The organism is Thiohalobacter sp. (assembly GCF_027000115.1).
Lineage (GTDB): Bacteria > Pseudomonadota > Gammaproteobacteria > Thiohalobacterales > Thiohalobacteraceae > JALTON01.
The window spans coordinates 18,547-40,598 of sequence record NZ_JALTON010000047.1; the positions used below are offsets into that span (position 1 = coordinate 18,547).

Below are 22,052 nucleotides of genomic sequence, written 5' to 3' on the forward strand. Positions count from 1 at the left end.
TCAAGGCTTTTGCCCCCGTGGCCGTTAACCTCTGACAGCCGGGCAGGCGTGCCGTCCCCATGCGGGTGGTCCTGTCCAACCGTATGAAACAAATGGGGTTTCAGGGAGTCAGCAAGAGGGAAGGACCCGAGATGAAGCCAGGTTCCGGGGCAATCGCCCGTATCAGTCTGCCACTGTGGTCGGCCGCCCTGCTGCTGCTGATCCTGTTCTCCCAGCTCGTCTGGCAGGACGCCCGTGCCGAGGAAGCCGCGGCCTCCGGCGGCGTGGATGCCGTGCTTGTCATCGACAGCTCCGGGAGCATGAAGGAAACCGATCCCCGCCGTCGCCGCGTGCCCGCCGCCAAGATGTTCATCTCGCTGCTGGGCGCATCCGACCGGGTGGGGCTGATCAGCTTCAGCGACGACGGCTATCCGGTGGTGCATCTCACCCCGGCTACGCCGGCCAACCGGGACAAGCTGTTCGCGGGCGTGGAGAAGGTGTCCGCCCGCGGGGCCTACACCAACCTCGCCGCGGCCCTGGAGAAGGGCCGCGAGATGCTGATGAAGGAAGGCCGGCCCGACCGGCGTCGCATGCTGGTGCTCATGTCCGACGGCCACATGGACACCGGCGATCACGTGCGCGATCGCGAGCTGGTGCAGGACATCCGGGAGCGCCTGATCGCTCAGCTCAGGGAGGACGGCATCGAGGTCTACACCATCGCCTTCACCGAGGCCTCCGACATGAGCCTGATGCGCGAACTGGCCACGGGCACCGGGGCGCTGTCGCGGCTGGCTTCCAACGACCGCGAGCTGCATTCGGTGTTCAGCGCCATCTTCGAGAGCGCCAAGCAGCCCGACCAGTTGCCCATGGACGGCAGCGATTTTCTGGTCGATTCGGCCGTCGAGGAGGTCACGGTCGTGGCCTCCAAGCCGACGCCGGATACCGAGATCAGCTTGCGCATGCCCGACGGCCGGGTCATCACCCGCGAAGTGGCCGGGCGCGCGGTGCGCTGGTTCCGTTCCGACCTGTTCGACATGATCACCATCCAGGGGCCGCCGCCCGGCCAGTGGCGGCTCATTTCGGATGCCGGCGATAACCGCGCCTATGTCGTCACCAACCTGGGCCTGGGTGCCCGCGTCGGTACCGACAAGGTGGTCTCGGGTGCCGAGGTACTGGCCGAGGCCTGGCTCAAGGAGGACGGGCACACCCTCCGGCGCCCGGAAATCCTGCGCGCCACCCGTTTCCGGCTGGAGATCGAGTCCCCCGACGGCAGCAAGGTGCAGGTGCCGCTGGCCGACACCGGCCAGGAAGGCGATCGCGAGGCCGGCGACGGTATCCACGCCAGCCTGATGAGTCTCACCCAGCCCGGCACCCATCGGGTGCGGGCCATCGCCACGGGTGAAACCTTCCAGCGCGAGAAAGTGCTGTTCGTCGAGGTCGCGCCCGCCCCCGAAGGGGCATCGTTGCCGGCGCCTGCCGAACCCGAATCTGAGCAGGAACAGGCAGCCGAGCCCGAACCGCAGCCCGCCCCGGAAGCGGAGGCAGTGCCGGAACCGGAGCCGGCACCCGAGCCCGAGCCGGCGCCGATGGAAGAGAAGATTGTCGAGGACGAGCCCGAGGAGGAGGGCCCCAATATCGGGCTGATCGTATCCCTGTTCGTGCTGGTCAACCTGCTCATCGCCATGGTCGTCGCGCTGGTCATCTTCCTGCGCAAGCGCCGCGCCGCGGCAGCGAAGGACAAGGAAGAAGGGGGCGGGGAAGCCGGGGAGGGTGACGGCCTCGAGGTCTGAGTCCGCACGCCATGAACACGACCCTGCTCTACAGCCTGCTCGGTGTCCTCGAACTGGTCTTCGTGGTCAGTGGCGTGGCCATCTGGCTCTGGCTGCGCAATCGCCGGGCGGGCGCGCGCATCGTCGAACTGGAATCGGCGCTGGCCGAGGCCGCGCGCGCCGAACCCGAGCCGGTCGAGCCGGTTGCGGCCAGTGAGGGCGAGAGCGGGCCGCAGCAGCACTACGCCGACTTCCTCGGACTGGAACTCGAGGCGTCCACCCTGATGCTCGGACCGCAAACCGACGAGCAGGCTGCCGGCGAGGGCGCGGCCGGGGACGACCGCGTTCGCCAGATGCTCGCCGCCCGCCACCAGTTCCTGCAGATGGAACTGGATGCCGAGCGCATGGGCAAGGACCCCGAGGCCAAGCGCAGGCATATCGTGGAGGGCATGGAGGCGTTGCTGGCAACCCTGTTCCCGGTCGACCAGGTCGCTGCGGGTGCCGGGGCCGAAGAAACCAGCGGGGTCGAGTCATCATCGGAGCCGGCGACCCTCGGCCGCGATCAGCAGCTCGAGGATCAGATCGCCCATCTCCGGTCGGTCATCGACAACCAGCACGAGGTCATGCGCGACCTGCGTGAGTTGCTGGAGGAGACGTTTGACGACTCCGAGGAAGTACAGGCCATGATCCACCGCCTGGAGACGGCGGGCGAACGTGCCGAGCAGGTGCAGCGCGCGCTCGAGGCCAGCGGCATGTCCGGGTTCGAAGGCGCATCGGCAAGCCACGAGCCGGACGCCGACATGCTGCGCGATCTGGTCAGCAACCAGCAGCGCACCATCGATGACCTGAAGCGGATGCTGCACGAGGCGGTTTCCGATGGCGAGGTTGCCCAGGAACTCGAGGAGGCGATGGGCAGGATGCAGCGTGCCAACCAGGAGCTGGGCATGTGTGTCTCGGTACTGGAAGACGAGAATGCCCATCTGCGCGACGAGGTCGAGGAGCTGCGAGCGCAGGTCGAGGCGTTGCAGGACAGCGTTTCCGGGGAGGCCATCGGCGAGACCGGCCAGGTGGCGGAATCGGCCACGACAATCGCGCCGGAGGCACCGGACGGAGCCGAAACCATGGCGGAAGCGGATTCAGCGGAGGCATCGGCGCCCGGGGATCCTGTTGCCGAACAGCAGGCCAGCGAGGCGGTGAACCCGGTGTTCGAGGAGGTTCTGGCCGAGGCCGAAGCCGCCGAGGCGGAACGGGTCGAGGAGGTGAACACCGGGGACATCGGCGAAGCGGTCGACGTGGATGCCTTGCTGGAATCGGCAGGGCAGGCCGGGGGTGGCGCGGTGGACAGCACGGAAGCCGCGCAGCCGGTTACCGACGAGGACGTTGACGCCCCGATGGCGTCAGTGCCCACGGGTGGGGAGGCCGCGCCGGCCGCGACAGACGATGATGCAGCTGAGCCCGCGGTTGCCGAGAATGACATGGAGGTCCTGTCGGAGGCGCGCCCGGCCGGGGCGGACGATGCGCCGGACGACGGCAGCGATGCGACGACTGCGCCGGGCGGAGATCAAGCGGTTTCCAGCGCGTCCCCCGAGGCGGATGCTGAACGGGAGGTGGTCATGCCGGTCGGTGCCAATCTCAATCTTGCCGAGGAGGCCGCGAAGGAAGCTGCGGGGACGGGAGAAAGAGACAAGACCGGCGAGGCCGACGCCCACGACATCGATGCTCTCATCGACGGTGCCCTGCAGGCGGGCCCGGATGCCGATCTGCGTGAGGCCGGATCCAGCGCAGCGAAATCCGGACAAAGGTAGTGAACTATTGCTGTTCCGCAAACGATTCCGTGGTGTAACGCCAAACCCGGACGGTCGGTGACCAGTGGCCCGGAGGCAGCCCGGCCTTGAGCTTTAGATGGGCGAGGAAGTCCTCGCGCCGCGGCAACTGCGCCCAGACCGAGGGCAGGAAGGTCCCGCGGCGACCCATGTCCTCCAGGATCAGGCCGTCGACCCCGGGGCGGATCTGGCGCAGCAGGTCGGCCTCGTCGGTGAACGCCATCGGCTCCGGCGGCGACAGCACCGAGATCTCGATCTCGAGGTCGTCGAATTCATCGACTGCCAGCGGGGGGAAGCGGGGATCGCGAAAGGCCGCGGCAAAGGCGTTCTCGGCGACATCCACCACCAGCGGGCGATGGGCCTCCAGGCTGCCGATGCAGCCGCGCAGCTCGCCCTGGCGATGCAGGGTCACGAAGGCCGCGCCCGGCGCCGCCAGCTCCGGATCGAAGTCGGCCGGATCGACCGCCAGCGGGCGACCGGTTTCCAGGCCATGGAGGATGGATGCGCGCGCCAGCCGCAGCAGCTCTGCGCGCCGGGTGCTGTCGAAACGCGGTTCAGTGGATGACATAGGCGCCATACCCCACCACCTGGTCGCGGGGACCGGCGGTGTCGCCCGAGTTGCGCAGATCCAGTGTCTCTGCCCGCAGGCCGCGCGCCCGCGCCGCCAGCAGGGCGCCGCCCACCGGGATGCGGCCGCAGGCATCGTCGTAGTCCAGCGCTTCCGGCCGCAGTGATTCGATCGCCTTCGATGTGGCGCTGTCCATGGCGCGCGCGGTGGCATAGTCGTGGTAATGGCTGAGATCGGAACTGATCACGATCAGGGTTTCCGGGTCGTCCCAGAAGGCATCCAGCACCTCGCGCACTTCCTCGTAGGTGGCGTCGCCGACCACCAGCGGCACCAGTTCGAAGTCTTCCAGTACCTCCTGAAGGAAGGGCAGCTGCACCTCCAGGCTGTGTTCCCAGGCGTGGGCATCGTCGCGGATCACGACCTGCGGCAGCCGTTCGGCGAGCGCAACGACGGCGGCCTGGTTGACGGGCACGTCGCCCAGCGGGGTACGGAAATGGGTGGCCGTGGGCGCGGCCAGCCCCCGCACAGGCACGCGGTGGGCCGGGCCCAGAAGTACCACGCGCCGCACCTGCCCGCGCAGGGGTACGAGCTGCGCATAGGCGGTGCCGGCGACCGGGCCGGAATAGATGTAGCCGGCGTGCGGCACGATCACCGCCTTGGGCGGCGGCGAGCTGATGCGGGCCGGATGCGACAGGAAGGCACGCACCTCCGCGCGCAGCCGTTCCGGCTCGTCCGGGTAAAAGGTGCCGGCGACGGCCGGCGGGCGAATCCTGCTCATGACGACTGCTCCGCGGCTTCCCTGTCCTTCACATAGTATTGAGGCAGGTCAAATTCAAGCCCGTCTGCCGTTGCGGCCGCGGCGGATCGTCCCCATATTGATCCAGCGCGCATATTGCACCAGGGCATGTGCAACAGGCCTGCCCGGAAATGTGAGGAGTCGGCGCATGAGCGATCAGGAACATCATCAGCCGGACTGGGATCCGCGCTACGTGAAGGAAACCCGCTACTGGCACACGCTGGAGGATGGCCGCGTCCAGTGCGATCTCTGCCCGCGGTTCTGCAAGCTGCGGCCGGGCCAGCGCGGCTTGTGCTTCGTGCGCGCCAACCAGGATGGAAAGATCGTGCTGACGTCCTATGGCCGCTCCAGCGGCTTCTGCGTCGATCCCATCGAGAAGAAACCGCTCAACCATTTCCTGCCCGGGACCCCGGTGCTGTCCTTTGGTACCGCGGGCTGCAACCTGGCCTGCAAGTTCTGCCAGAACTGGGACATCAGCAAGTCACGCGAGATCGACACCCTTGCCGACGAGGCCTCGCCGGAGAAGATCGCTCGGGTGGCCGAGGCGCTGGGGTGCCGCAGCGTTGCCTACACCTACAACGACCCCGTCATCTTCCACGAATACGCCATCGACGTCGCGAAAGCCTGCCACGAGCGCGGCATCCGTTCGGTGGCGGTCACCGCCGGCTATATCACCGAGGAAGCGCGCAAGGAATTCTTTGCCCACATGGACGCCGCCAATGTGGACCTGAAGGGCTTCACGGAGGACTTCTACTGGAAGCTGACCGGCGGTCACCTGCAGCCGGTGCTGGATACGCTGGAATACCTGGCGAAGGAAACCGATGTCTGGGTGGAGATCACCACGCTGCTGATCCCCGGCTGGAACGATTCCGACGAGGAAATCGACGCCATGACCCGGTGGGTGGTGGCGCATCTGGGTCCGGACGTGCCCATGCACTTCACGGCCTTCCATCCCGACTACAAAATGATGGACACGCCGCCGACGCCGCCGCAGACCCTGACCCGGGCGCGCGAGATCGCCCTGCGCAATGGTGTGCATTATGCCTATACCGGCAACGTGCACGACGAGGCCGGCGAGAGCACCTATTGCCCGCACTGCGGCACGTGCGTCATCGGCCGCGACTGGTATGTGATCACCGACTGGAACCTGACAGCGGAGGGCCATTGCGGCCACTGCGGTGGCACCATTGCCGGCGTGTTCGAGGACAGGCCCGGCACCTGGGGTGCCAAGCGGCTGCCGGTAAGGCTGGCCGCCTTTGGCTGAGGCGCGACCCTCCGCCCCCGGCGCAGGGGCCGTGGCGTCGTCGGGGGCAACCGACGGGACGGTTCCGGATCAGACCACCTCGGCATGCGCCGCGCCTCTGTGCGCTCGGCGTTCGTCTCTCGCCGCCCGGCCGACGAGAGATATGGGTCGTCTCACAATTGTCTGAACATCGAAGTCCTGTGAATCTGTAGGATGGGCAAAGGCCCGAAGGGCCGTGCCCATCATGAGGGTCAGGGGGTGCTGATGGGCACGTCGCTGCGCGCCTTTGCCCATCCTACCAGTCCGCTGAGGTATGCCCCTCAGCCGGGGGGCTTGGCGTCATCGGGGGCAACAGATGGGACGCTCCCGGACCAGAGCATCTCGGCGTGCCCGGCGCCTCTGTGCGCTCGGCGTTCGTCTCTCGTGGCCAGGCGCTGATAGCCCTGCCTTCGTTGCGCCTACCCGGGAAGACGAAAGGCTGCGGACAGCACGGCATAGCTGACGATGGCCATGCCGGCGGTGGCGATCCAGGCCTGCCGGCGCCAGCCGAACAGGTGCAGCATGACGACGATGGTCCAGCCCATCAGCAGTGGCCAGAGGCGAACCGGACTGTCGGTGACCAGTTCGGGCATCAGGGTGCGGTGCCGCCGGAGCGCTTGAGCAGATCGGCATACCAGTCCGGCGGGAGCTGGTCGTAATCCACGGCGGGCGGCGCCTTGCCGGGCGATTCGGGGGCAGGGGTGACGTCACCGACCGATTCGGTCGGGCGCGGGAAATCGGTGGCGCTCAGGGCGCCGAAACCGCCGTTGCGGCACTTGGCCCGGGCGAGGCGGCCCACGGCATGGGCACTGATGCGCTCGTTGTAGCGGTACTGGTTGACGAAGTTGAGCAGGTTCAGCAGGGGCGGGCTGATGTAGTTCACGCCGCCCAGGGCGTCGATCTGTTCCGGAATCTCCACGCCGGCCCTCAGTTCCTCGAAGGCACCGCTGGCGAAGGCGCGCGCGGCGTCACACGCAGCGGCCGCGCCGGCGCTCTGGGGGCGCGCGTCCATGCCATGAAGGGTGCGTGCCTGCTGATCCGGGGGGCAGGGCGTCCGGGAATAGCTCACGTGGCCGTTGCCGTCCTGGCAGCGATAGACCGCTGCCGCGGCCGAAGCGGCCTGCAGGGCCAGGAACAGGCCCGTCACCATCGCTGCCTTGCGCATGCGTGCCTCCCTGCGGGTCATCGCTCAGTGTTTCAGCAGACGTTCCAGCCAGGCCTCGGCCGGATGATAGCCGAAGGCCTCGTGGAACCAGCCTTCCAGGGCCCAGAATGCCACAAGCCCGGCCACGCCGGCCAGCGGCCAACTGGAAAAGCCGGCACCGAGCAGCACGCTTACCAGGCCGGCCACGGCGCCGGCCATCAGGGTCGCGAGGAAAAACAGCAGCACGTTCATGGGACCACCTCCCGTGCGCGAACAGCTCATGCTCATGAGGGTTATCGGCTGCTCGGGAGGGGCCTTGACCCGGATGTTCCGCCGGGATGCCCGGAGGATGCCTACTTCGCCTTCGGCCGGAAGGCCTTGATCACCTCGGGGTCGGTTTCCAGGAAAGGACCGCCGATCAGGTCGATGCAGTAGGGGATGGCCGGAAATACCGCATTCAGGCAGTCGGCGATGGCCGCCGGCTTGCCGGGCAGGTTGACGATCAGGCCCTGGCCGCGGATGCCGGCAGTCTGCCGCGAGAGGATCGCGGTGGGCACGAACTGCAGCGACACGCTGCGCATCAGCTCGCCGAAGCCCGGCATCATTTTCTCGCACACGGCCTCGGTCGCCTCGGGGGTGATGTCGCGCACCGCGGGCCCGGTGCCGCCGGTGGTGACCACCAGGCAGCAATGTTCCTCGTCGCACAGCTCGCGCAGCACGGCCTCGACCTGGGGCTGCTCGTCGGGGATCAGCCGGGCCACCGGTTCCCAGGGCGAGACCAGGGCCTTCTCCAGCCAGGCACGGATGGCGGGTCCGCCCAGATCCTCGTACTCGCCGCGGCTGGCGCGGTCGGAAACGGTGACGATGCCGATGCGTGCGGTCTGGACGGTCATGGGTGTCCTCGGAATGCCGTGAAGGGGCCGGCAGTATAGCAAACGGCAGGCGCGTTTCGCGGCAGCGACGGCCAACGGTATGATGTGGCGATCATCATCCGTTTCGGGAAGCACTCAATGATCGGGGTGAGTCGTCGCCACGTCGGGCGCAGCCGGTCGCTGCTTGCGATCCTGCTGGCAGCGACCCTATCATCACCGCGCGCGGCCGGCTGGGATGGCGCCTACGAGCGCCTGCTGTTCGACATCCGCTGGCTGTTCGTGCCGGCCGGCGTGGCGCTGGTCGAGGCCCGGCCGCGGGGCGAGGCACGGGTGCTGCTGCGGGTGGAGGCCTGCTCCAATGCCGCGCTGGATCTGTTCTACCGGGTGCGCGATCTCGCCGCGGTCGAGGTGCTGCGCGAGGACGGCCACCTGCGCCCGCTGCAGTACCGCTATTCCCAGACCGAGGGCAGCCATCGCAGCGAACTGGTGAGCGACTTCTCCAGGGCGGGGGAAGTCGTACAACACGACCGGTTGAAGGGAAGGCGCCGCGCGTTCCCGGTGCCCGAGGATGTCGCCGACATGGTGACGGCCTTTTTCCGCACCCGGGCGCTGGACCTGGCGCCGGACGCCGGGCCCTGGCGGATCCCGGTGTTCGACAAGGGCAAGAGCTATCTGCTGGAGATCGAGGTGCTGCGGCGGGAACGCATCGATACCCTGCTGGGCAAGGACACGCCGACGGTCGTGATCCGCCCGCGGCTGCAGACCGAGGGCATCTTCAAGCGCACGGGGGACATCTTCATCTGGCTGACCGATGATGCCCGGCATCTCCCGGTGCGGATGGAATCCCGGGTGCGCATCGGCAGCATCGTCAGTTCCCTGATCGCCATCGAACGCGAGCCGGTGCCGCTGCCCGCCGAGGGGCTGGCCTGCGAGGCGCTGCGCGAGACGCGCGCGGCTCAGGCGCCGAGATAGTCGTACAGCGCCTCGACCGGCATCGGCCGGGCGATGTGGTAGCCCTGGGCCATCTCGCAGCCCATCAGCCGCAGCGCGTCCAGCGTCTGCTGGTCCTCGACGCCTTCCGCCACCACCTTGAGACCCAGGTTGCGCGCCAGGGCGATGGTGGAGCGGACGATGATGGCGTCCTGCTCGTTGCGGAACATGTCCATGACGAAGGTGCGGTCGATCTTGAGCGCATCCAGCGGCAGGCGCTTGAGATAGGCCAGCGAGGAATAGCCGGTGCCGAAGTCGTCGATGGCGACGGGATAGCCGGCCTCGGACAGGACCCGCAGGCTTTCGGCCACGCGTTCCGGGTCGCGGATCAGGGCATTTTCCGTGATCTCCAGCTCGACGGCGCCGGCGGGCATCCGTTCGCGCGCGGCCTGCTCCAGTAGGAGCTGTATGCAGTGCTGGTCGAGCAGGTTGCGCGGCGACAGGTTGATCGCCAGCGGCATATCCAGTCCGCGCCTGCGGAATTCGCGGTACTGGTCGAAGGCGAGGTGGATGATCGCCTCGGTGAGCGGAAAGATCATGTGGCCGATCTCGGCCAGGGGGATGAAGTCGTTCGGGTAGATGAGCCCCATTTCGGGATGACGCCAGCGGACCAGCGCTTCGACCCCGACGCACCGGCCGTCCGGGCAGCGCACCTTGGGCTGGTAGTGCAATTCGATCTGGCCCGCGCGAATGGCCATGCCCAGGTCGCGGATGATGGCGATCTTGCGCGGGGTATTGGTATCCAGCTCGGGGCGGTAGAAGCAGTATTCCTTGTCCTCGGCCTTGGCCCGGTACATGGCGATGTCGGCACGGCGCAGCAGCTCGTCGACCGAATCGCCGTCATCCGGCGCGAGCACGATGCCGATGCTGGCGCCGATGTCGAGCAGCATGTCGTCGACCTCGAAGGGTGCGTTCAGGGTGGCGAGGATGCGCTGGATCAGGCGTTCCAGTTCGCCACTGTCGGTGATTTCCCGCAGCACCAGGGCGAATTCGTCGCCGCCGAGCCGAGCCACCACCGGCGCCTCGCCGACATCCTTCAGCAGCGGTTCCAGCCGGGGGCCGATCTGGCGCAGGATGGCGTCGCCGGCCGGGTGGCCCAGGGCGTCGTTGATCTCCTTGAACTTGTTGAGGTCCAGCAGCAGCAGGGCGCTGCGGCGCCCGTCACGCGGGGCTTGCAGGGCCTGTGCCAGCGCGGTTTGTATCGCCAGCCGGTTGGGCAGCCCGGTCAGCGTGTCGTGATAGGCCTGGTATTCGAGCCGCTCGCGGTTGCGCACATTGGCCATGGCGAGGCTGACGATATGGCCGATGGTGGCCAGGGTGTCGCGGTCGATGTCCTCGAAGGCCGCGGGTTTTTCGTGCAGCAGGTTGAGCGCGCCGAGCGCATCGCCGCCGTGGAACAAAGGGATGACGGCGAGGCTGCGCAGGCCGAGGCGCGCGAGGACCTGGCGCAGAGAGGCCTCGACCCGGCTGTCCGTGGCCAGGTCGCTGCTGGTCAGTATCTGTTGTTGCAGCACGGCCGCGCCGCTGAGGCTGCCGCGCAGCGGCAGTCGCCAGCCGCGGGCCCGGACCGGCTCCGGGAAGTCGGACTCGTCGAAGCCGTGGTAACCGATGAGGTCCAGGTGCTCGCCATCCTCGTCGAGTGCATAGCAGGCCACGTGCGGCGCCTCGCTGTACTCCGAGAGGGCCGCGACCGTGTGCGCGGCCAGCTCGCGCAGGTCACGGCATTTCAGCAGTCGCAGATGCAAACGGTTGAGGAGGGCCAGCAGTTCGTTCGAGGCCTCCAGTCGCTCGCGGTAGCCTGCCAGCGCGGCCTCGTTCCGTTTGCGCTCGCTGACATCGCGAACGATGGCCTGCAGGTGGGGTTCGCCGTCCAGGTCGATCCGGTTGAGGGTGACCTCCGCATCGAAGGGGGTGCCATCGTGTTGAACATGGACCCATTCGAACGTCTGGGGCTCTCCGGTGAAGGCGGCGGCAATCTTCTCCAGCGCCTTTTCCCGGGAGTCGCGGCCGTCGGGCTGGCGTTCGGGGGAAAAACGGTAAGGCGGCTGCCCGATGATCTGTTCGCGGCTGCAACGAAACATTTCGAGTGTCCGCGCATTGCAGTCGACAAAGCGGTCGTCGCGCATCAGGAAAACGGCGTCGCCGCCGGCCTCGAACAGGGTCCGGTAGCGGCGCTCGGATTCCTGCAGCCGCTGGTGGGTTGCGACCAGCGAGAACTCCGCGCCGGCGTGGGACGCGGAAACCTGGAATACGCGCAGTTTCCTTTTGGCGTCGTCGACCGGTCGGCGGAACAGTGCGGCCAGGATGCCCATGGGCCGATCATCGTCGCGATCTCTGAGCGCCGCGCCCAGATAGGCCTCTATGCCCATTTCACCGATCAGGCGGTCTCGCGGAAAGCGCTCGGCCAGCCGGCGGCCGATGGCCGCATGGCCTTCCGCGATCACCTGTTCGCAAGGCGATCCGGCCAGTGAATATTCGAAATTCTCCAGCAGGCCCTCGGGTCCGTGCAGCAGCAGGGTGCGCATGCGGGTGCGGGCATTGTCGATAAACCCCGAGATCAGTACGTAATCGGCCCCGACCAGCAGCCGCAGGTCGCGGGCCAGCACGCGCAGGTAGTCCAGCCCTCGCTGACTGGCCAGGGTCTCGTGCAGTTTCAGCAGGGAGGCATCGAGTTCCGCCTCGCTGGCATCCGTGCGCAGAGGATCGATCGATGACATGCAGTCCCCCGTGGGCGATGGTGGTCAAGCATAGCCCAAACCGCGGGCGGGTGCCGACAGCCGGTTTGTCGGCCGTTTTCAGGTCCGCTTTAGGATCAGCGCCCCCAGCGGCGGCAGGGTCAGCTCGATCGAGCAGGGCAGTCCCATCCAGGGCAGGTCCTGGCTCATGGCGCCGGGCAGGCCGGTGTTGCTGCCGCCGTAGAACGCCGAGTCGCTGTTGAGCAGCACCTGGTACCAGCCGGGGGTCGGGACGCCGAGCCGATAGCCGTGGCGCACCACGGGGGTGAAGTTGAGTACCACGATCACTTCCTCGTCACCGGCGCGGCGGCGGTAGCTGATCACCGACTGGTCGGCATCGTGGCAGTCGATCCAGGCAAAGCCCCCGGCCTCGAAATCGTGTGCATGCAGAGCGGGCTGCTCCCGGTAGAGGCGGTTGAGGTCGGCCACCAGTGACTGCACGCCCCGGTGCGGAGGATAGTCCAGGGCCTGCCATTCGAGCGGCGCATCGAAGTTCCACTCGCTGCGTTGGCCCCATTCGCTGCCCATGAACAGCAGTTTCTTGCCGGGGTAGGTCCACTGGTAGGCATAGAGCAGGCGCAGGTTGGCGAACTGCTGCCACTCGTCTCCGGGCATCTTGTGCAGCATGGATGCCTTGCCGTGCACTACCTCGTCATGGGAGAAGGGCAGCACGAAGTTCTCGGTGAAGGCGTACAGCAGCCCGAAGGTGAGCCGCTCGTGGTGGTAGTGGCGGTGGACCGGATCCTTGCTCATGTACTCCAGGGTGTCGTGCATCCAGCCCATGTTCCATTTCATGGCGAAGCCCAGTCCGCCCAGCCAGGGCGGACGCGTGACCTGCGGCCAGGCGGTGGACTCCTCGGCGATCACGAGTGCGCCGGGATGCTGCCCCTGGGTGACCTGGTTCAGCTCGCGCAGGAAGTCGATCGCCTCCAGGTTCTCGTTGCCACCGTAGATGTTGGGCACCCAGTCGCCCGGCTCGCGGGAGTAGTCCAGGTAGAGCATGGAGGCGACCGCATCCACGCGCAGGCCGTCGAGATGAAACTCCTCCAGCCAGTAGACGGCACTGGCGATGAGGAAGTTCTTCACCTCGTTGCGGCCGTAGTTGAAGATCAGCGTGCCCCAGTCGCGGTGCTCGCCGCGGCGCGGGTCCTCGTGCTCGTACAGCGGGCTGCCGTCGAAGCGCGCCAGCGCGAAGCCGTCGCGGGGGAAGTGGCCCGGCGCCCAGTCGAGGATGACGCCGATGCCGGCCTGGTGGCAACGGTCGACGAAGCGGCGGAAGCCGTCGGGATCGCCGAAGCGGCTGGTGGGCGCAAAGTAGCCGGTCGTCTGGTAGCCCCAGGAGGCATCCAGCGGGTGTTCGGTGATGGGCAGCAGCTCGATGTGGGTGAAGCCCTGTTCGCTGACATAGGGCACCAGCCGGTCGGCCAGATCGTCATAGGAGAGGAAGCCGCCATCGGCGTCGCGTTGCCAGGAACCGGGGTGGACCTCGTAGATGGACATGGGCCGGTGCTGCCAGGGCGCCTGGCGCCGGTCGGCGAGCCAGTCGGCGTCGTCCCAGCGATGGGATGACGGGGCCACCACCCGGGCGGCGGTGCCGGGGCGCAGCTCGAAGGCGCGGCCGTAGGGGTCGGTCTTGGTGAGCACCATTCCGCTGGCGCGGTGGCGGATCTCGAACTTGTACAGTTCGCCGGCGTTCAGTTCCGGGATGAAGATCTCCCACACTCCGCTGCCACCGCGTACCCGCATGGGATGGCGGCGGCCGTCCCAGCCGTTGAAGTTGCCGACCACACTGACCCGCTCGGCATTGGGCGCCCAGACGCCGAACAGCACGCCCTCGACGCCGTCCACCTGATGCACATGGGCGCCGAGGAAGCGGTAGGCGTGCCAGTGGCGGCCTTCGCCGAACAGATGCAGGTCGAAGTCGCTGATCAGCGGCGGGAAGTCGTAGGGGTCGTGGCCGATGCGTGCCTCGCCGCCGCGGCGCCACTCCAGCCGGTAGTGGCGCGGCAACTGCCCCGGCTGGCCCAGCCAGCGGAAGAAGTCGCTGTCGCCGAGCCGTTCCATCGCCGCATCGATATCGGGCAGGCGCACCGAATCGGTGCCCGGGGCGTAAACCAGGACCCATTCGCGGCGGCCGTCGCCGTGGCGACCCAGCAGCTCGAAGGGGTCATGGTGGCGGGCCTCTGCAATGCGCCGCAGGGCATCGGGATCGGGCTGGAGATCGGCGTCGAGCACGGGGCTGTTCATGGGGTCTCCCGGAGCCGGTGGCGGGGCAGCAAAAGTGTCATGGTACCTGCTGGTTCCGATGGTACCATAGGCCTGCGGCGCACAGGTGGCGCCGCCATCACGGGGGCGGAAGCAAGGAGCAGCATCGGATGTACACCGGCCAGACACGGCGTTTCGTCAGCCGACTCACGCGCAACACCCTGGCACTGATTCTGGCGGGCGGCCGGGGTTCGCGACTCAAGCATCTCACCATGTGGCGCGCCAAGCCGGCAGTGCCCTTCGGCGGCAAGTTCCGCATCATCGACTTTCCGCTGTCGAACTGTCTCAATTCCGGCATTCGCAGCATCGGCGTACTCACCCAGTACAAGGCACATTCGCTGATCCAGCACATCCACCGGGGCTGGAACTTCCTGCGGGGCGAGTTCGGCGAATTCATCGAGCTGTTGCCCGCGCAGCAGCGGATCGAGACCTCCTGGTACGAGGGCACGGCGGACGCCGTGTACCAGAACCTGGACATCATTCGCCTGCACGATCCCGAGTTCGTACTCATCCTCGCCGGCGATCACATCTACAAGATGGACTACGGCCCGATGATCGCCGAGCATGTCAAGCAGGGCGCGGACATGACCGTGGGCTGCATCGAGGTGGATCTGGACAAGGCGCGCGCCTTCGGCGTGATGTCGGTGGACGAGCGCGGCCAGGTGGCACGCTTCCACGAGAAGCCCGAGCAGCCCGAGCCCGTTCCCGGCAAGCCGGACACGGCACTGGCTTCCATGGGCATCTACGTGTTCAACACCCGTTTCCTGTTCGACCAGCTGATCCGTGACGCCGACGACCAGGCCTCCGCCCATGACTTCGGCAAGGACATCATACCGCGCGTGATCGACACCCACCGGGTGGTGGCCTATCCCTTCCGTGATCCGGCCACCGGCCGGCAGGCCTACTGGCGTGATGTGGGGACGGTGGATGCCTTCTGGGCGGCCAACCTGGAGCTGATCGGCGTGACGCCCGAACTGAACCTGTACGATGCCGACTGGCCCATCTGGACCTACCAGGAACAACTGCCGCCGGCCAAGTTCATCTTCGACGATGACGACCGCCGTGGCATGGCGGTGGACTCCATGGTGTCCGGCGGCTGCATTATCTCCGGGGCGAAGGTGCGGCACTCGCTGCTGTTTTCCAACGTCAAGGTGCATTCGCGGGCCGTATTGGAGGATGCCGTGGTGCTGCCCAATGTCGATATCGGCCACGACTGCCGCATCCGGCGCGCGGTGATCGACAAGAGCTGTCGTATCCCCGCCAATACCGTCATCGGCGAGGACCCGGTCGCCGACGCCGAGCGCTTCCACATCACGCCGGAAGGCGTGGTACTGGTCACGCCCGAGATGCTGGGTCAGGAACTGCATCATGTCCGCTGAGGCGCGGCTCAACGTGGTGCTGATGTGGCACATGCACCAGCCCGACTACCGCGACGCCGGTTCCGGTGTCTACCAGCAGCCCTGGGTCTATCTGCACGGCATCAAGGACTATGTGGACATGGTCGCGCACCTGGAGGCCAATCCGCAGGCGCGCGCCGTGGTCAACTTCGCGCCCATCCTGCTGGAGCAGATCGAGGACTATGCGCGGCAGTTGCGCCGCTTCCTGGAACGTGGCGAAGGCATGCACGACCCGCTGCTGGACGCGCTCGCCTGCCCGGTGCTGCCGCCGGATACCGAGTCCCGGCTGAAGCTGGTACGGGCCTGCCTGCGCGCCAACGAGCAGCGGCTGGTGGATCGCTTCCCGCCGTTCCGGCAACTGGTCGACCTGGCCCGCTGGGTGCTGGAGCGCCCCGGTGCCGAGGGCTATCTGTCCGAGCAGTTCCTGGTCGATCTCATGGTGTGGTACCACCTCGCCTGGATGGGCGAGACGGTTCGGCGCAGTGACACGCGCATCCAGGCGCTGGAGGAGAAGGGCAGCCACTACACCATCCACGACCGCCGCGAGCTGCTGACCGTCATGAGCGAGCTGCTCGGCGGGGTCATCGGCCGCTACCGTGCCCTGGCCGGGCAGGGACGGGTGGAGCTTTCGGTGACGCCCTGGGCGCATCCCATCCTGCCGCTGCTGATCGACCTCAAGGTGGCGCGCGAGGCCCTGCCGGACGCGCCGCTGCCGAACGCCTCCGTGTATCCCGGCGGCATGGACCGCGCGCGCTGGCACGTGCGGCGGGGACTGGAGAGCTTCGAGCGTCACTTCGGCTTCCGGCCGCGGGGTTGCTGGCCCTCGGAAGGCGCGGTGAGCGAGGCCACGCTGCAACTGCTGGAACAGGAAGGCTTCGCGTGGGCAGCCAGCGGCGAGACGGTACTGTTCAACAGCATCGCGCGGCATCCCGAACTCAAGTCCCTGCCGCGGGCGCAGAACCTGTACCGGCCGCACCGGCTGGGACAAGGCCAGCTCAACTGTTTCTTCCGCGATGACGGCTTGTCCGATCTGGTCGGCTTCACCTATTCGGACTGGCATGCCGATGATGCGGTGGCCAACCTGTTGCATCACCTGGAGACCATCGCCGATGGCCTCGAGGCGCCGGGTGAACACCTGGTGCCTGTCATCCTCGATGGCGAGAACGCCTGGGAGTACTATCCCGAGAACGGCTACTACTTCCTGGAGGCGCTGTATCGGGGCCTGTCCACGCACCCGAAGCTGCGGCTTGCCACCTTTTCCGAGGCGCTGGACGGCGGGCTTGTACCGGGTACCCTCAACACCCTGGTGGCCGGAAGCTGGGTCTACGGCACGCTCTCTACCTGGATCGGTGATGCCGACAAGAATCGTGCATGGGACATGCTGGCCGAGGCCAAGCAGGTGTTCGACGAAGTGATGGCGCAGGGCCGGCTGGACGAGGCCGCGCGCGAGGCGGCGGAACGGCAGCTGGGCATCTGCGAGGGCTCGGACTGGTTCTGGTGGTTCGGCGACTACAACCCGGCCGGCACCGTGCAGGATTTCGATCGTCTCTACCGTCTGCAGCTCATCAACCTCTACCAGCGTCTCGGCCGCGAACCGCCCGAGTACCTGGCACATGCCTTCTCGTTCGGCGGTTCGGCCGCGGCACCCGCTCATGGCGGCGTGATGCGGCATGGTCAGGGCAGTCACTGAGTGGCCATGAACCGGGACTGGCCACGCCGGGCCGGGCTGCTGCTGCATCCCACCTCCCTTCCGGGACCACAGCCGCGCGGCGACCTCGGGCGGGAGGCGCACAACTTCATCGACTTTCTCGCCGCTGCCGGCATGGGTGTATGGCAGATGCTGCCGTTGGGTCCCACCCACGAAGACCTCTCGCCCTACCAGTGCACCTCAGTGCATGCCGGTGATCCGCAGCTGATCAGCCTGCGGGCCCTGGTCGATGACGGCTGGCTGGGTGCGGAGGACGTGGGCCGGCCATCCACCGAGGCACTGCCCATCGCCCATGCGAGCTTCCGGCGGCAGGCCGACCCGGAAATCCGGCATGCGTTCGATGCCTTTCGCAACACGCATGCCGCCTGGCTGCCGGACTTTGCACTGTATCAGGCGCTGCGCGAGGCCCAGGGCGGCAAGTCCTGGATCGACTGGCCGCCGGCGCTGCGTGATCGTGCGCCGGCGGCACTGAAGGCGGCCCGCCACGACCTCGCCGGACGCATCGATGGCATCGCCTTCGAACAGTTCCTGTTCTTCCGCCAGTGGCAGGCACTCAGGGATCATGCCCGTGCCGCCGGCATCCGCCTGTTCGGCGACATGCCGATCTTCGTGGCCCATGACAGCGCGGAGGTCTGGGCGCACCGTGAGTATTTCCTCCTCGATGACGAGGGCCAGCCCACGGTGGTCGCGGGCGTCCCGCCCGACTATTTTTCCGAAACCGGACAGCGCTGGGGCAACCCGCTCTATGACTGGTCACGGATGCAGGCCGACGGCTTCGCCTGGTGGGTGGAGCGCCTGCGCACCCAGCGCGAGCTGTTCGACCTCATACGCATCGACCACTTCCGCGGCTTCGAGGCCTGCTGGGAGATACCGGCAGAGGCCGAGACGGCCATCGGCGGGCGTTGGGTGCATGCGCCGGGGCGGGCGCTGTTTGCCCGGTTGCGCGAGGTGTTCGGAGATCTGCCGCTGGTGGCCGAGGACCTGGGTACCATTACGCCCGAGGTCGAGGCCCTGCGCCGCGAGTTCGGGCTGCCCGGCATGAAGATCCTGCAGTTCGCCTTCGGCGGCGGTGCCGACAATCCCTATCTGCCGCACTGGCACGAACCCCTGAGCGTGGTCTACACCGGTACCCACGACAACGATACCACGCTCGGCTGGTATGCATCCGCGCCACCGGAACTGCAGGCCCATGTGCGGGACTATCTGGGGTATCCGGGCGAGGCCATGCCCTGGCCGCTGATCCGCGCGGCTCTGGCGTCGGTGGCGGTGCTGGCGGTGGTACCCATGCAGGACGTGCTGGCACTCGACAGCGCCCACCGCATGAATCGCCCGGGCGAGACCGAAGGCAACTGGCGCTGGCGTTTCGAATGGGAGATGGTGCCGGGGGATCTGGCGGGACGACTGCGCGCGCTCAATGCGCTGTACGGGCGCATCTGACCGGCCACGGGCGCTTCCTCCTTGGCCGCATCGGCGCTGCCCGCTGTCGCGCGGGCCTTACAACCAGAGCATGCAGCCCAGCTCGAAGGGGTGGGCCAGCATGGGATGGTACGGGTACATGCGCAGCTTGTAGAACTGCAGCCCCGGCAGCGGTGGCGCGAGGCTGAGGCTGAACAGGGTCTCGCCGTCCTTGTTGGTCCCCGCCGGGCTGAACTCGAAGCGGTCGGCGGGCAGGAATTCTCCATGTTCGTCCTCGGTGCCGACCACGCACTCCACCTTCACGTCCGAGGCATTCAGGCCATCCAGCCGTGCCGCCACCCGCAGGTCGACGGTCGCGCCGGCAGCGATCTGCTGGGGCGATTCGCTCGCCAGACGCAGCGACACCTGGGGCCATGCCTTCCAGACCTTGTGTTTCCAGGTCGCAAGCGCACGCGCACCGCTGTTGTCATTGGCAGCCAGGGTGCGCGCATGCGCCGCTGCCGGACCATAGAAGCCGCGGATGTAGTCCATGACCATGCGCTGGGAGTTGAACTGGGGCAGTATGGACTTGATCGAGGCCTTGGACATGCGCACCCAGCCATCCGAGTAGCCATGGGCATTGCGGTCGAAATAGAGCGGAATGACCTGGTGCTCGAGGATGTCCAGAAGCTCGGCGCCTTCCTCCTGGTCGCGATAGGCCGGATCGTACTGGGGGCCATGTGGGGTGATGGCCCAGCCGTTCTCGCCGTTGTAGCCCTCGCCCCACCAGCCGTCCAGCACGCTCAGATTGATCACCCCGTTGATGCCGGCCTTCTGGCCCGAGGTGCCGCTGGCTTCCAGCGGATACTCGGGGTTGTTGAGCCAGACATCGACGCCGGTGACCAGCTTGCGGGCCAGCGCCATGTCGTAGCCCTCGATCATGATTATGTGGCCGATGAATTCCGGGCGGCGCGAGAACTCGTGGATGACCTGGATCAGCTTCTGGCCGGGGATGTCATTCGGGTGCGCCTTGCCGGCGAACATGAATACCACCGGCTTCCCGGCCTCGGAAATGATGCGCGCCAGGCGCTCGGGGTCGGAGAACAGCAGGGTGGCGCGCTTGTAGGTCGCGAAGCGACGTGCGAAACCGATGACCAGGACATCGGTCTCGTGCGGGTTGAGAAAGCGCGTCATGCGCTCGATATGGGCATCGGACACACCATTGCGCCGGTTCTGCAGTGTCACCCGCTGGCGGACGTTTTCGAGCAGATCGGCCTTGAGTGTCTGGCGCAGCGACCAGAAGGTGTGACTGGGGATCTCGTCGACGCGTTCCCAGTAGGTGTCGTTGAGCAGCTCGTTGCGCCACTCGCGCCCGAAGCGCATGTCATAGAGATTGGCCCAGTCGCGTGCCAGGAAGGTGGGGACATGCACGCCGTTGGTCACGTAGCCGATGGGATTCTCGCGATGCGGAATCTGGGGCCAGATATAGCCTTCCATGCGCGAGGCGACGCCGCCATGGATGCGGCTGACGCCATTGTGGAAGCGCGAGCCGTGCAGTGCCAGCGCGGTCTGGTTGAAGCCGCCCTGAGTGGTGGGGCTGGCGCCAAGGCCGAGAAATTCGTCCATGGGGATGCCGAGTTCCTGCACGAAGCCCTCGAAATAGCTGCGGATCAGTCCATGGTCGAAAATGTCGTGGCCAGCCGGCACCGGGGTATGGGTGGTGAATACGGTATTGGCCGCCACCAGTTCCAGCGCGCTGGCGAAGTCCATCTGCTCGCGCTTCACCAATTCGCGGCAGCGCTCGAGCACCATGAAGGCGGCATGGCCCTCGTTGATGTGCCAGACGGTGGGCGACAGGCCCAGAGCGCGCAGCGCCCGCACGCCGCCGATACCGAGCACGATCTCCTGCTGGATGCGGGTGGTGAGATCGCCGCCGTAGAGCTGGTAGGTGATGGCACGGTCGGCCTCCTGGTTCTCGGGCAGGTCCGAGTCCAGCAGGTAGAGGGTGATGTGTCCGGCCTTCGCCTCCCAGACCTTGAGCATGACCCTGCGGCCGGGCAGATCGACGAAGACGTGGATCTCCTGGTTGCCGTCCAGGGTCGCCGGGCGGATGGCCAGATCCTCGAAGTGGGCCGGCGTGTAGCGGGCGATCTGATTGCCGTGGCCGTCGATGGTCTGGGTGAAATAGCCCTGGCGGTAGAGCATGCCCACGCCGACGAAGGGGATGCCCAGGTCGGAGGCGGCCTTGCAGTGGTCGCCGGCCAGGATGCCCAGCCCGCCGGAATAGATGGGCAGGCTCTCGTGCAGCCCGAACTCGGCGCAGAAGTAGGCGATCAGGTCCTTGTCGGGGTCGATGTACTGGTTGATGCCCGTGCGCTGGGTTTCCTGGTGATAGGTGTCGTAGTCGGACAGGGTGCGGTTGTAGTCTTCCAGGAACACCCGGTCCTCGGCGGCCTCGTCCAGGCGCTGCTGGGCGACCCGGCGCAGGAACACCTTGGGGTTATGGCCGCACTTCTCCCACAGCTCGCGGTCGAGCCGGAAGAACAGTCCGCGGACCGAGCGATCCCAGGAATAGAAAAGATCGTTGGCCAGTTCCGGCAGGCGGCGAAGTCGTTCCGGGATACGGGGTTGGACCTCGATGGAAAAACGCGTACCAGCCATGTTCGAGCCTCTCGGGTGGAAGATGGGGCCTTACCGGAAAATCGGCCCGCGCACCGTACTGGTGCGGAAAGGGCCGCGCCGGGACATTCTGTCCGACAGGCCGCAGTTGTCGTGCCAATCCGGACGGCTTGCAGGAAATCCGAATACAGGAAACTGGTGCCGGGAGAGAGACTCGAACTCTCACAGTGTTGCCACCGGGGGATTTTGAGTCCCCTGCGTCTACCAATTCCGCCATCCCGGCCGGGAAGTCAGGGTGGCTAGTATAAGGCAACGGAACCGCGGTACAAGCGGCCTGTGTTAGGATGCCGCGCCATGCAACGCCATGACTTTTCCTACGATTTGCCGCCCGAGCTGATTGCCCAGGTGCCGCTCGCCGAGCGCGGCGCCAGCCGCATGCTGGTGCTCGACGGCCGCACCGGGGCGCTGGAGGACAGCCGGTTCGCGACCCTGGACGCGCGACTGCATCCGGACGACCTGCTGGTGTTCAACGACACCCGGGTGATTCCCGCCCGGCTGCGTGGCGAGAAGGCCACCGGGGGCCGGGTGGAGGTGCTGATCGAGCGGGTGCTGGACAGGCGACGCGCGCTGGCCCACGTCCGGGCCAGCAAGTCGCCCCGGCCGGGCAGCGAACTGCGCCTGGAATCGGCGCTCGATGTGAGGGTGCTCGG

17 protein-coding genes and 1 tRNA gene are annotated in these 22,052 nt (G+C 67.1%); 8 read left to right on the forward strand and 10 right to left on the reverse strand.

The genetic code is table 11. The features are described 5' to 3' along the window. Positions 1-131: 131 nt before the first annotated feature. Both MVF76_RS08505 and MVF76_RS08510 read left to right on the forward strand, forming a co-directional pair. Positions 132-1,769: a vWA domain-containing protein gene (locus MVF76_RS08505; protein WP_297528383.1), complete on the forward strand. Its 1,638-nt coding sequence runs from the start codon at positions 132-134 to the stop codon at positions 1,767-1,769. Between the two features lie 11 nt (positions 1,770-1,780). Continuing rightward, positions 1,781-3,553, forward strand: a complete 1,773-nt coding sequence (locus MVF76_RS08510; RefSeq protein WP_297528384.1) for a hypothetical protein — start codon at positions 1,781-1,783, stop codon at positions 3,551-3,553. Between the two features lie 4 nt (positions 3,554-3,557). On the opposite strand, the gene amrA is transcribed toward MVF76_RS08510, so the two are convergent. Both amrA and amrB read right to left on the reverse strand, forming a co-directional pair. Beyond that, positions 3,558-4,148, reverse strand: a complete 591-nt coding sequence (gene amrA / locus MVF76_RS08515; RefSeq protein WP_411293552.1) for an AmmeMemoRadiSam system protein A — start codon at positions 4,146-4,148, stop codon at positions 3,558-3,560. Continuing rightward, positions 4,126-4,917 carry an AmmeMemoRadiSam system protein B gene (gene amrB / locus MVF76_RS08520; RefSeq protein WP_297528386.1) on the reverse strand — a complete coding sequence of 264 codons (792 nt, stop codon included), beginning with the start codon at positions 4,915-4,917 and terminating at the stop codon, positions 4,126-4,128. The genes amrA and amrB overlap by 23 nt, the downstream gene beginning before the upstream one ends. 166 nt (positions 4,918-5,083) lie before the next feature. Here amrB and amrS point away from each other — a divergent pair, with 166 nt between their 5' ends. Continuing rightward, on the forward strand, positions 5,084-6,199 hold the full coding sequence (amrS, locus tag MVF76_RS08525; RefSeq protein WP_297528387.1) for an AmmeMemoRadiSam system radical SAM enzyme: 1,116 nt from the start codon (positions 5,084-5,086) through the stop codon (positions 6,197-6,199). Positions 6,200-6,636: 437 nt separating this feature from the next. Here amrS and MVF76_RS08530 read toward each other — a convergent pair whose 3' ends face one another. From MVF76_RS08530 to mog, 4 genes are all read right to left on the reverse strand, one after another. Next, positions 6,637-6,810: a hypothetical protein gene (locus MVF76_RS08530; RefSeq protein ID WP_297528388.1), complete on the reverse strand. Its 174-nt coding sequence runs from the start codon at positions 6,808-6,810 to the stop codon at positions 6,637-6,639. After that, complete coding sequence (locus MVF76_RS08535) at positions 6,810-7,382, reverse strand: DUF4124 domain-containing protein (RefSeq protein ID WP_297528389.1); 573 nt, start codon at positions 7,380-7,382, stop codon at positions 6,810-6,812. The genes MVF76_RS08530 and MVF76_RS08535 overlap by 1 nt, the downstream gene beginning before the upstream one ends. A gap of 24 nt (positions 7,383-7,406) precedes the next feature. Further along, positions 7,407-7,613 carry a hypothetical protein gene (locus MVF76_RS08540; protein ID WP_297528390.1) on the reverse strand — a complete coding sequence of 69 codons (207 nt, stop codon included), beginning with the start codon at positions 7,611-7,613 and terminating at the stop codon, positions 7,407-7,409. A 101-nt stretch (positions 7,614-7,714) separates the two neighbouring features. Then, complete coding sequence (gene mog / locus MVF76_RS08545) at positions 7,715-8,254, reverse strand: molybdopterin adenylyltransferase (protein ID WP_297528391.1); 540 nt, start codon at positions 8,252-8,254, stop codon at positions 7,715-7,717. 117 nt (positions 8,255-8,371) lie between these two features. Between mog and MVF76_RS08550 the strand changes: the two genes are divergently transcribed. Beyond that, positions 8,372-9,205: a DUF3108 domain-containing protein gene (locus MVF76_RS08550; protein WP_297528392.1), complete on the forward strand. Its 834-nt coding sequence runs from the start codon at positions 8,372-8,374 to the stop codon at positions 9,203-9,205. On the opposite strand, the gene MVF76_RS08555 is transcribed toward MVF76_RS08550, so the two are convergent. Next, a complete protein-coding gene (locus tag MVF76_RS08555) occupies positions 9,190-11,940 on the reverse strand; it encodes a sensor domain-containing protein (protein WP_297528393.1) in 2,751 nt (916 codons plus the stop codon). The two genes, MVF76_RS08550 and MVF76_RS08555, sit on opposite strands and share 16 nt — an antisense overlap. Before the next feature lie 78 nt (positions 11,941-12,018). Further along, positions 12,019-14,205, reverse strand: coding sequence for a 1,4-alpha-glucan branching protein GlgB (glgB, locus tag MVF76_RS08560; RefSeq protein ID WP_297528394.1), 2,187 nt, complete (start codon positions 14,203-14,205; stop codon positions 12,019-12,021). 128 nt (positions 14,206-14,333) lie between these two features. On the opposite strand from glgB, the gene glgC reads away from it, so the two are divergent. From glgC to malQ, 3 genes are read left to right on the forward strand one after another with little or no spacing between them, the layout of a single operon-like run. Beyond that, positions 14,334-15,602, forward strand: a complete 1,269-nt coding sequence (gene glgC / locus MVF76_RS08565; RefSeq protein WP_297528395.1) for a glucose-1-phosphate adenylyltransferase — start codon at positions 14,334-14,336, stop codon at positions 15,600-15,602. Further along, positions 15,592-17,310, forward strand: a complete 1,719-nt coding sequence (locus MVF76_RS08570; protein WP_297528396.1) for a glycoside hydrolase family 57 protein — start codon at positions 15,592-15,594, stop codon at positions 17,308-17,310. The genes glgC and MVF76_RS08570 overlap by 11 nt, the downstream gene beginning before the upstream one ends. Before the next feature lie 6 nt (positions 17,311-17,316). After that, positions 17,317-18,765: a 4-alpha-glucanotransferase gene (gene malQ, locus MVF76_RS08575; protein WP_297528397.1), complete on the forward strand. Its 1,449-nt coding sequence runs from the start codon at positions 17,317-17,319 to the stop codon at positions 18,763-18,765. Positions 18,766-18,822: 57 nt separating this feature from the next. Here malQ and glgP read toward each other — a convergent pair whose 3' ends face one another. Together glgP and MVF76_RS08585 are read right to left on the reverse strand one after the other, a co-directional pair. Then, positions 18,823-21,384 carry an alpha-glucan family phosphorylase gene (gene glgP / locus MVF76_RS08580; protein ID WP_297528398.1) on the reverse strand — a complete coding sequence of 854 codons (2,562 nt, stop codon included), beginning with the start codon at positions 21,382-21,384 and terminating at the stop codon, positions 18,823-18,825. 154 nt (positions 21,385-21,538) lie between these two features. Then, positions 21,539-21,625, reverse strand: a tRNA-Leu gene (locus MVF76_RS08585). Positions 21,626-21,696: 71 nt separating this feature from the next. On the opposite strand from MVF76_RS08585, the gene MVF76_RS08590 reads away from it, so the two are divergent. After that, a partial coding sequence (locus tag MVF76_RS08590) for an S-adenosylmethionine:tRNA ribosyltransferase-isomerase (RefSeq protein WP_297528399.1) occupies positions 21,697-22,052 on the forward strand: 356 nt, incomplete at its 3' end.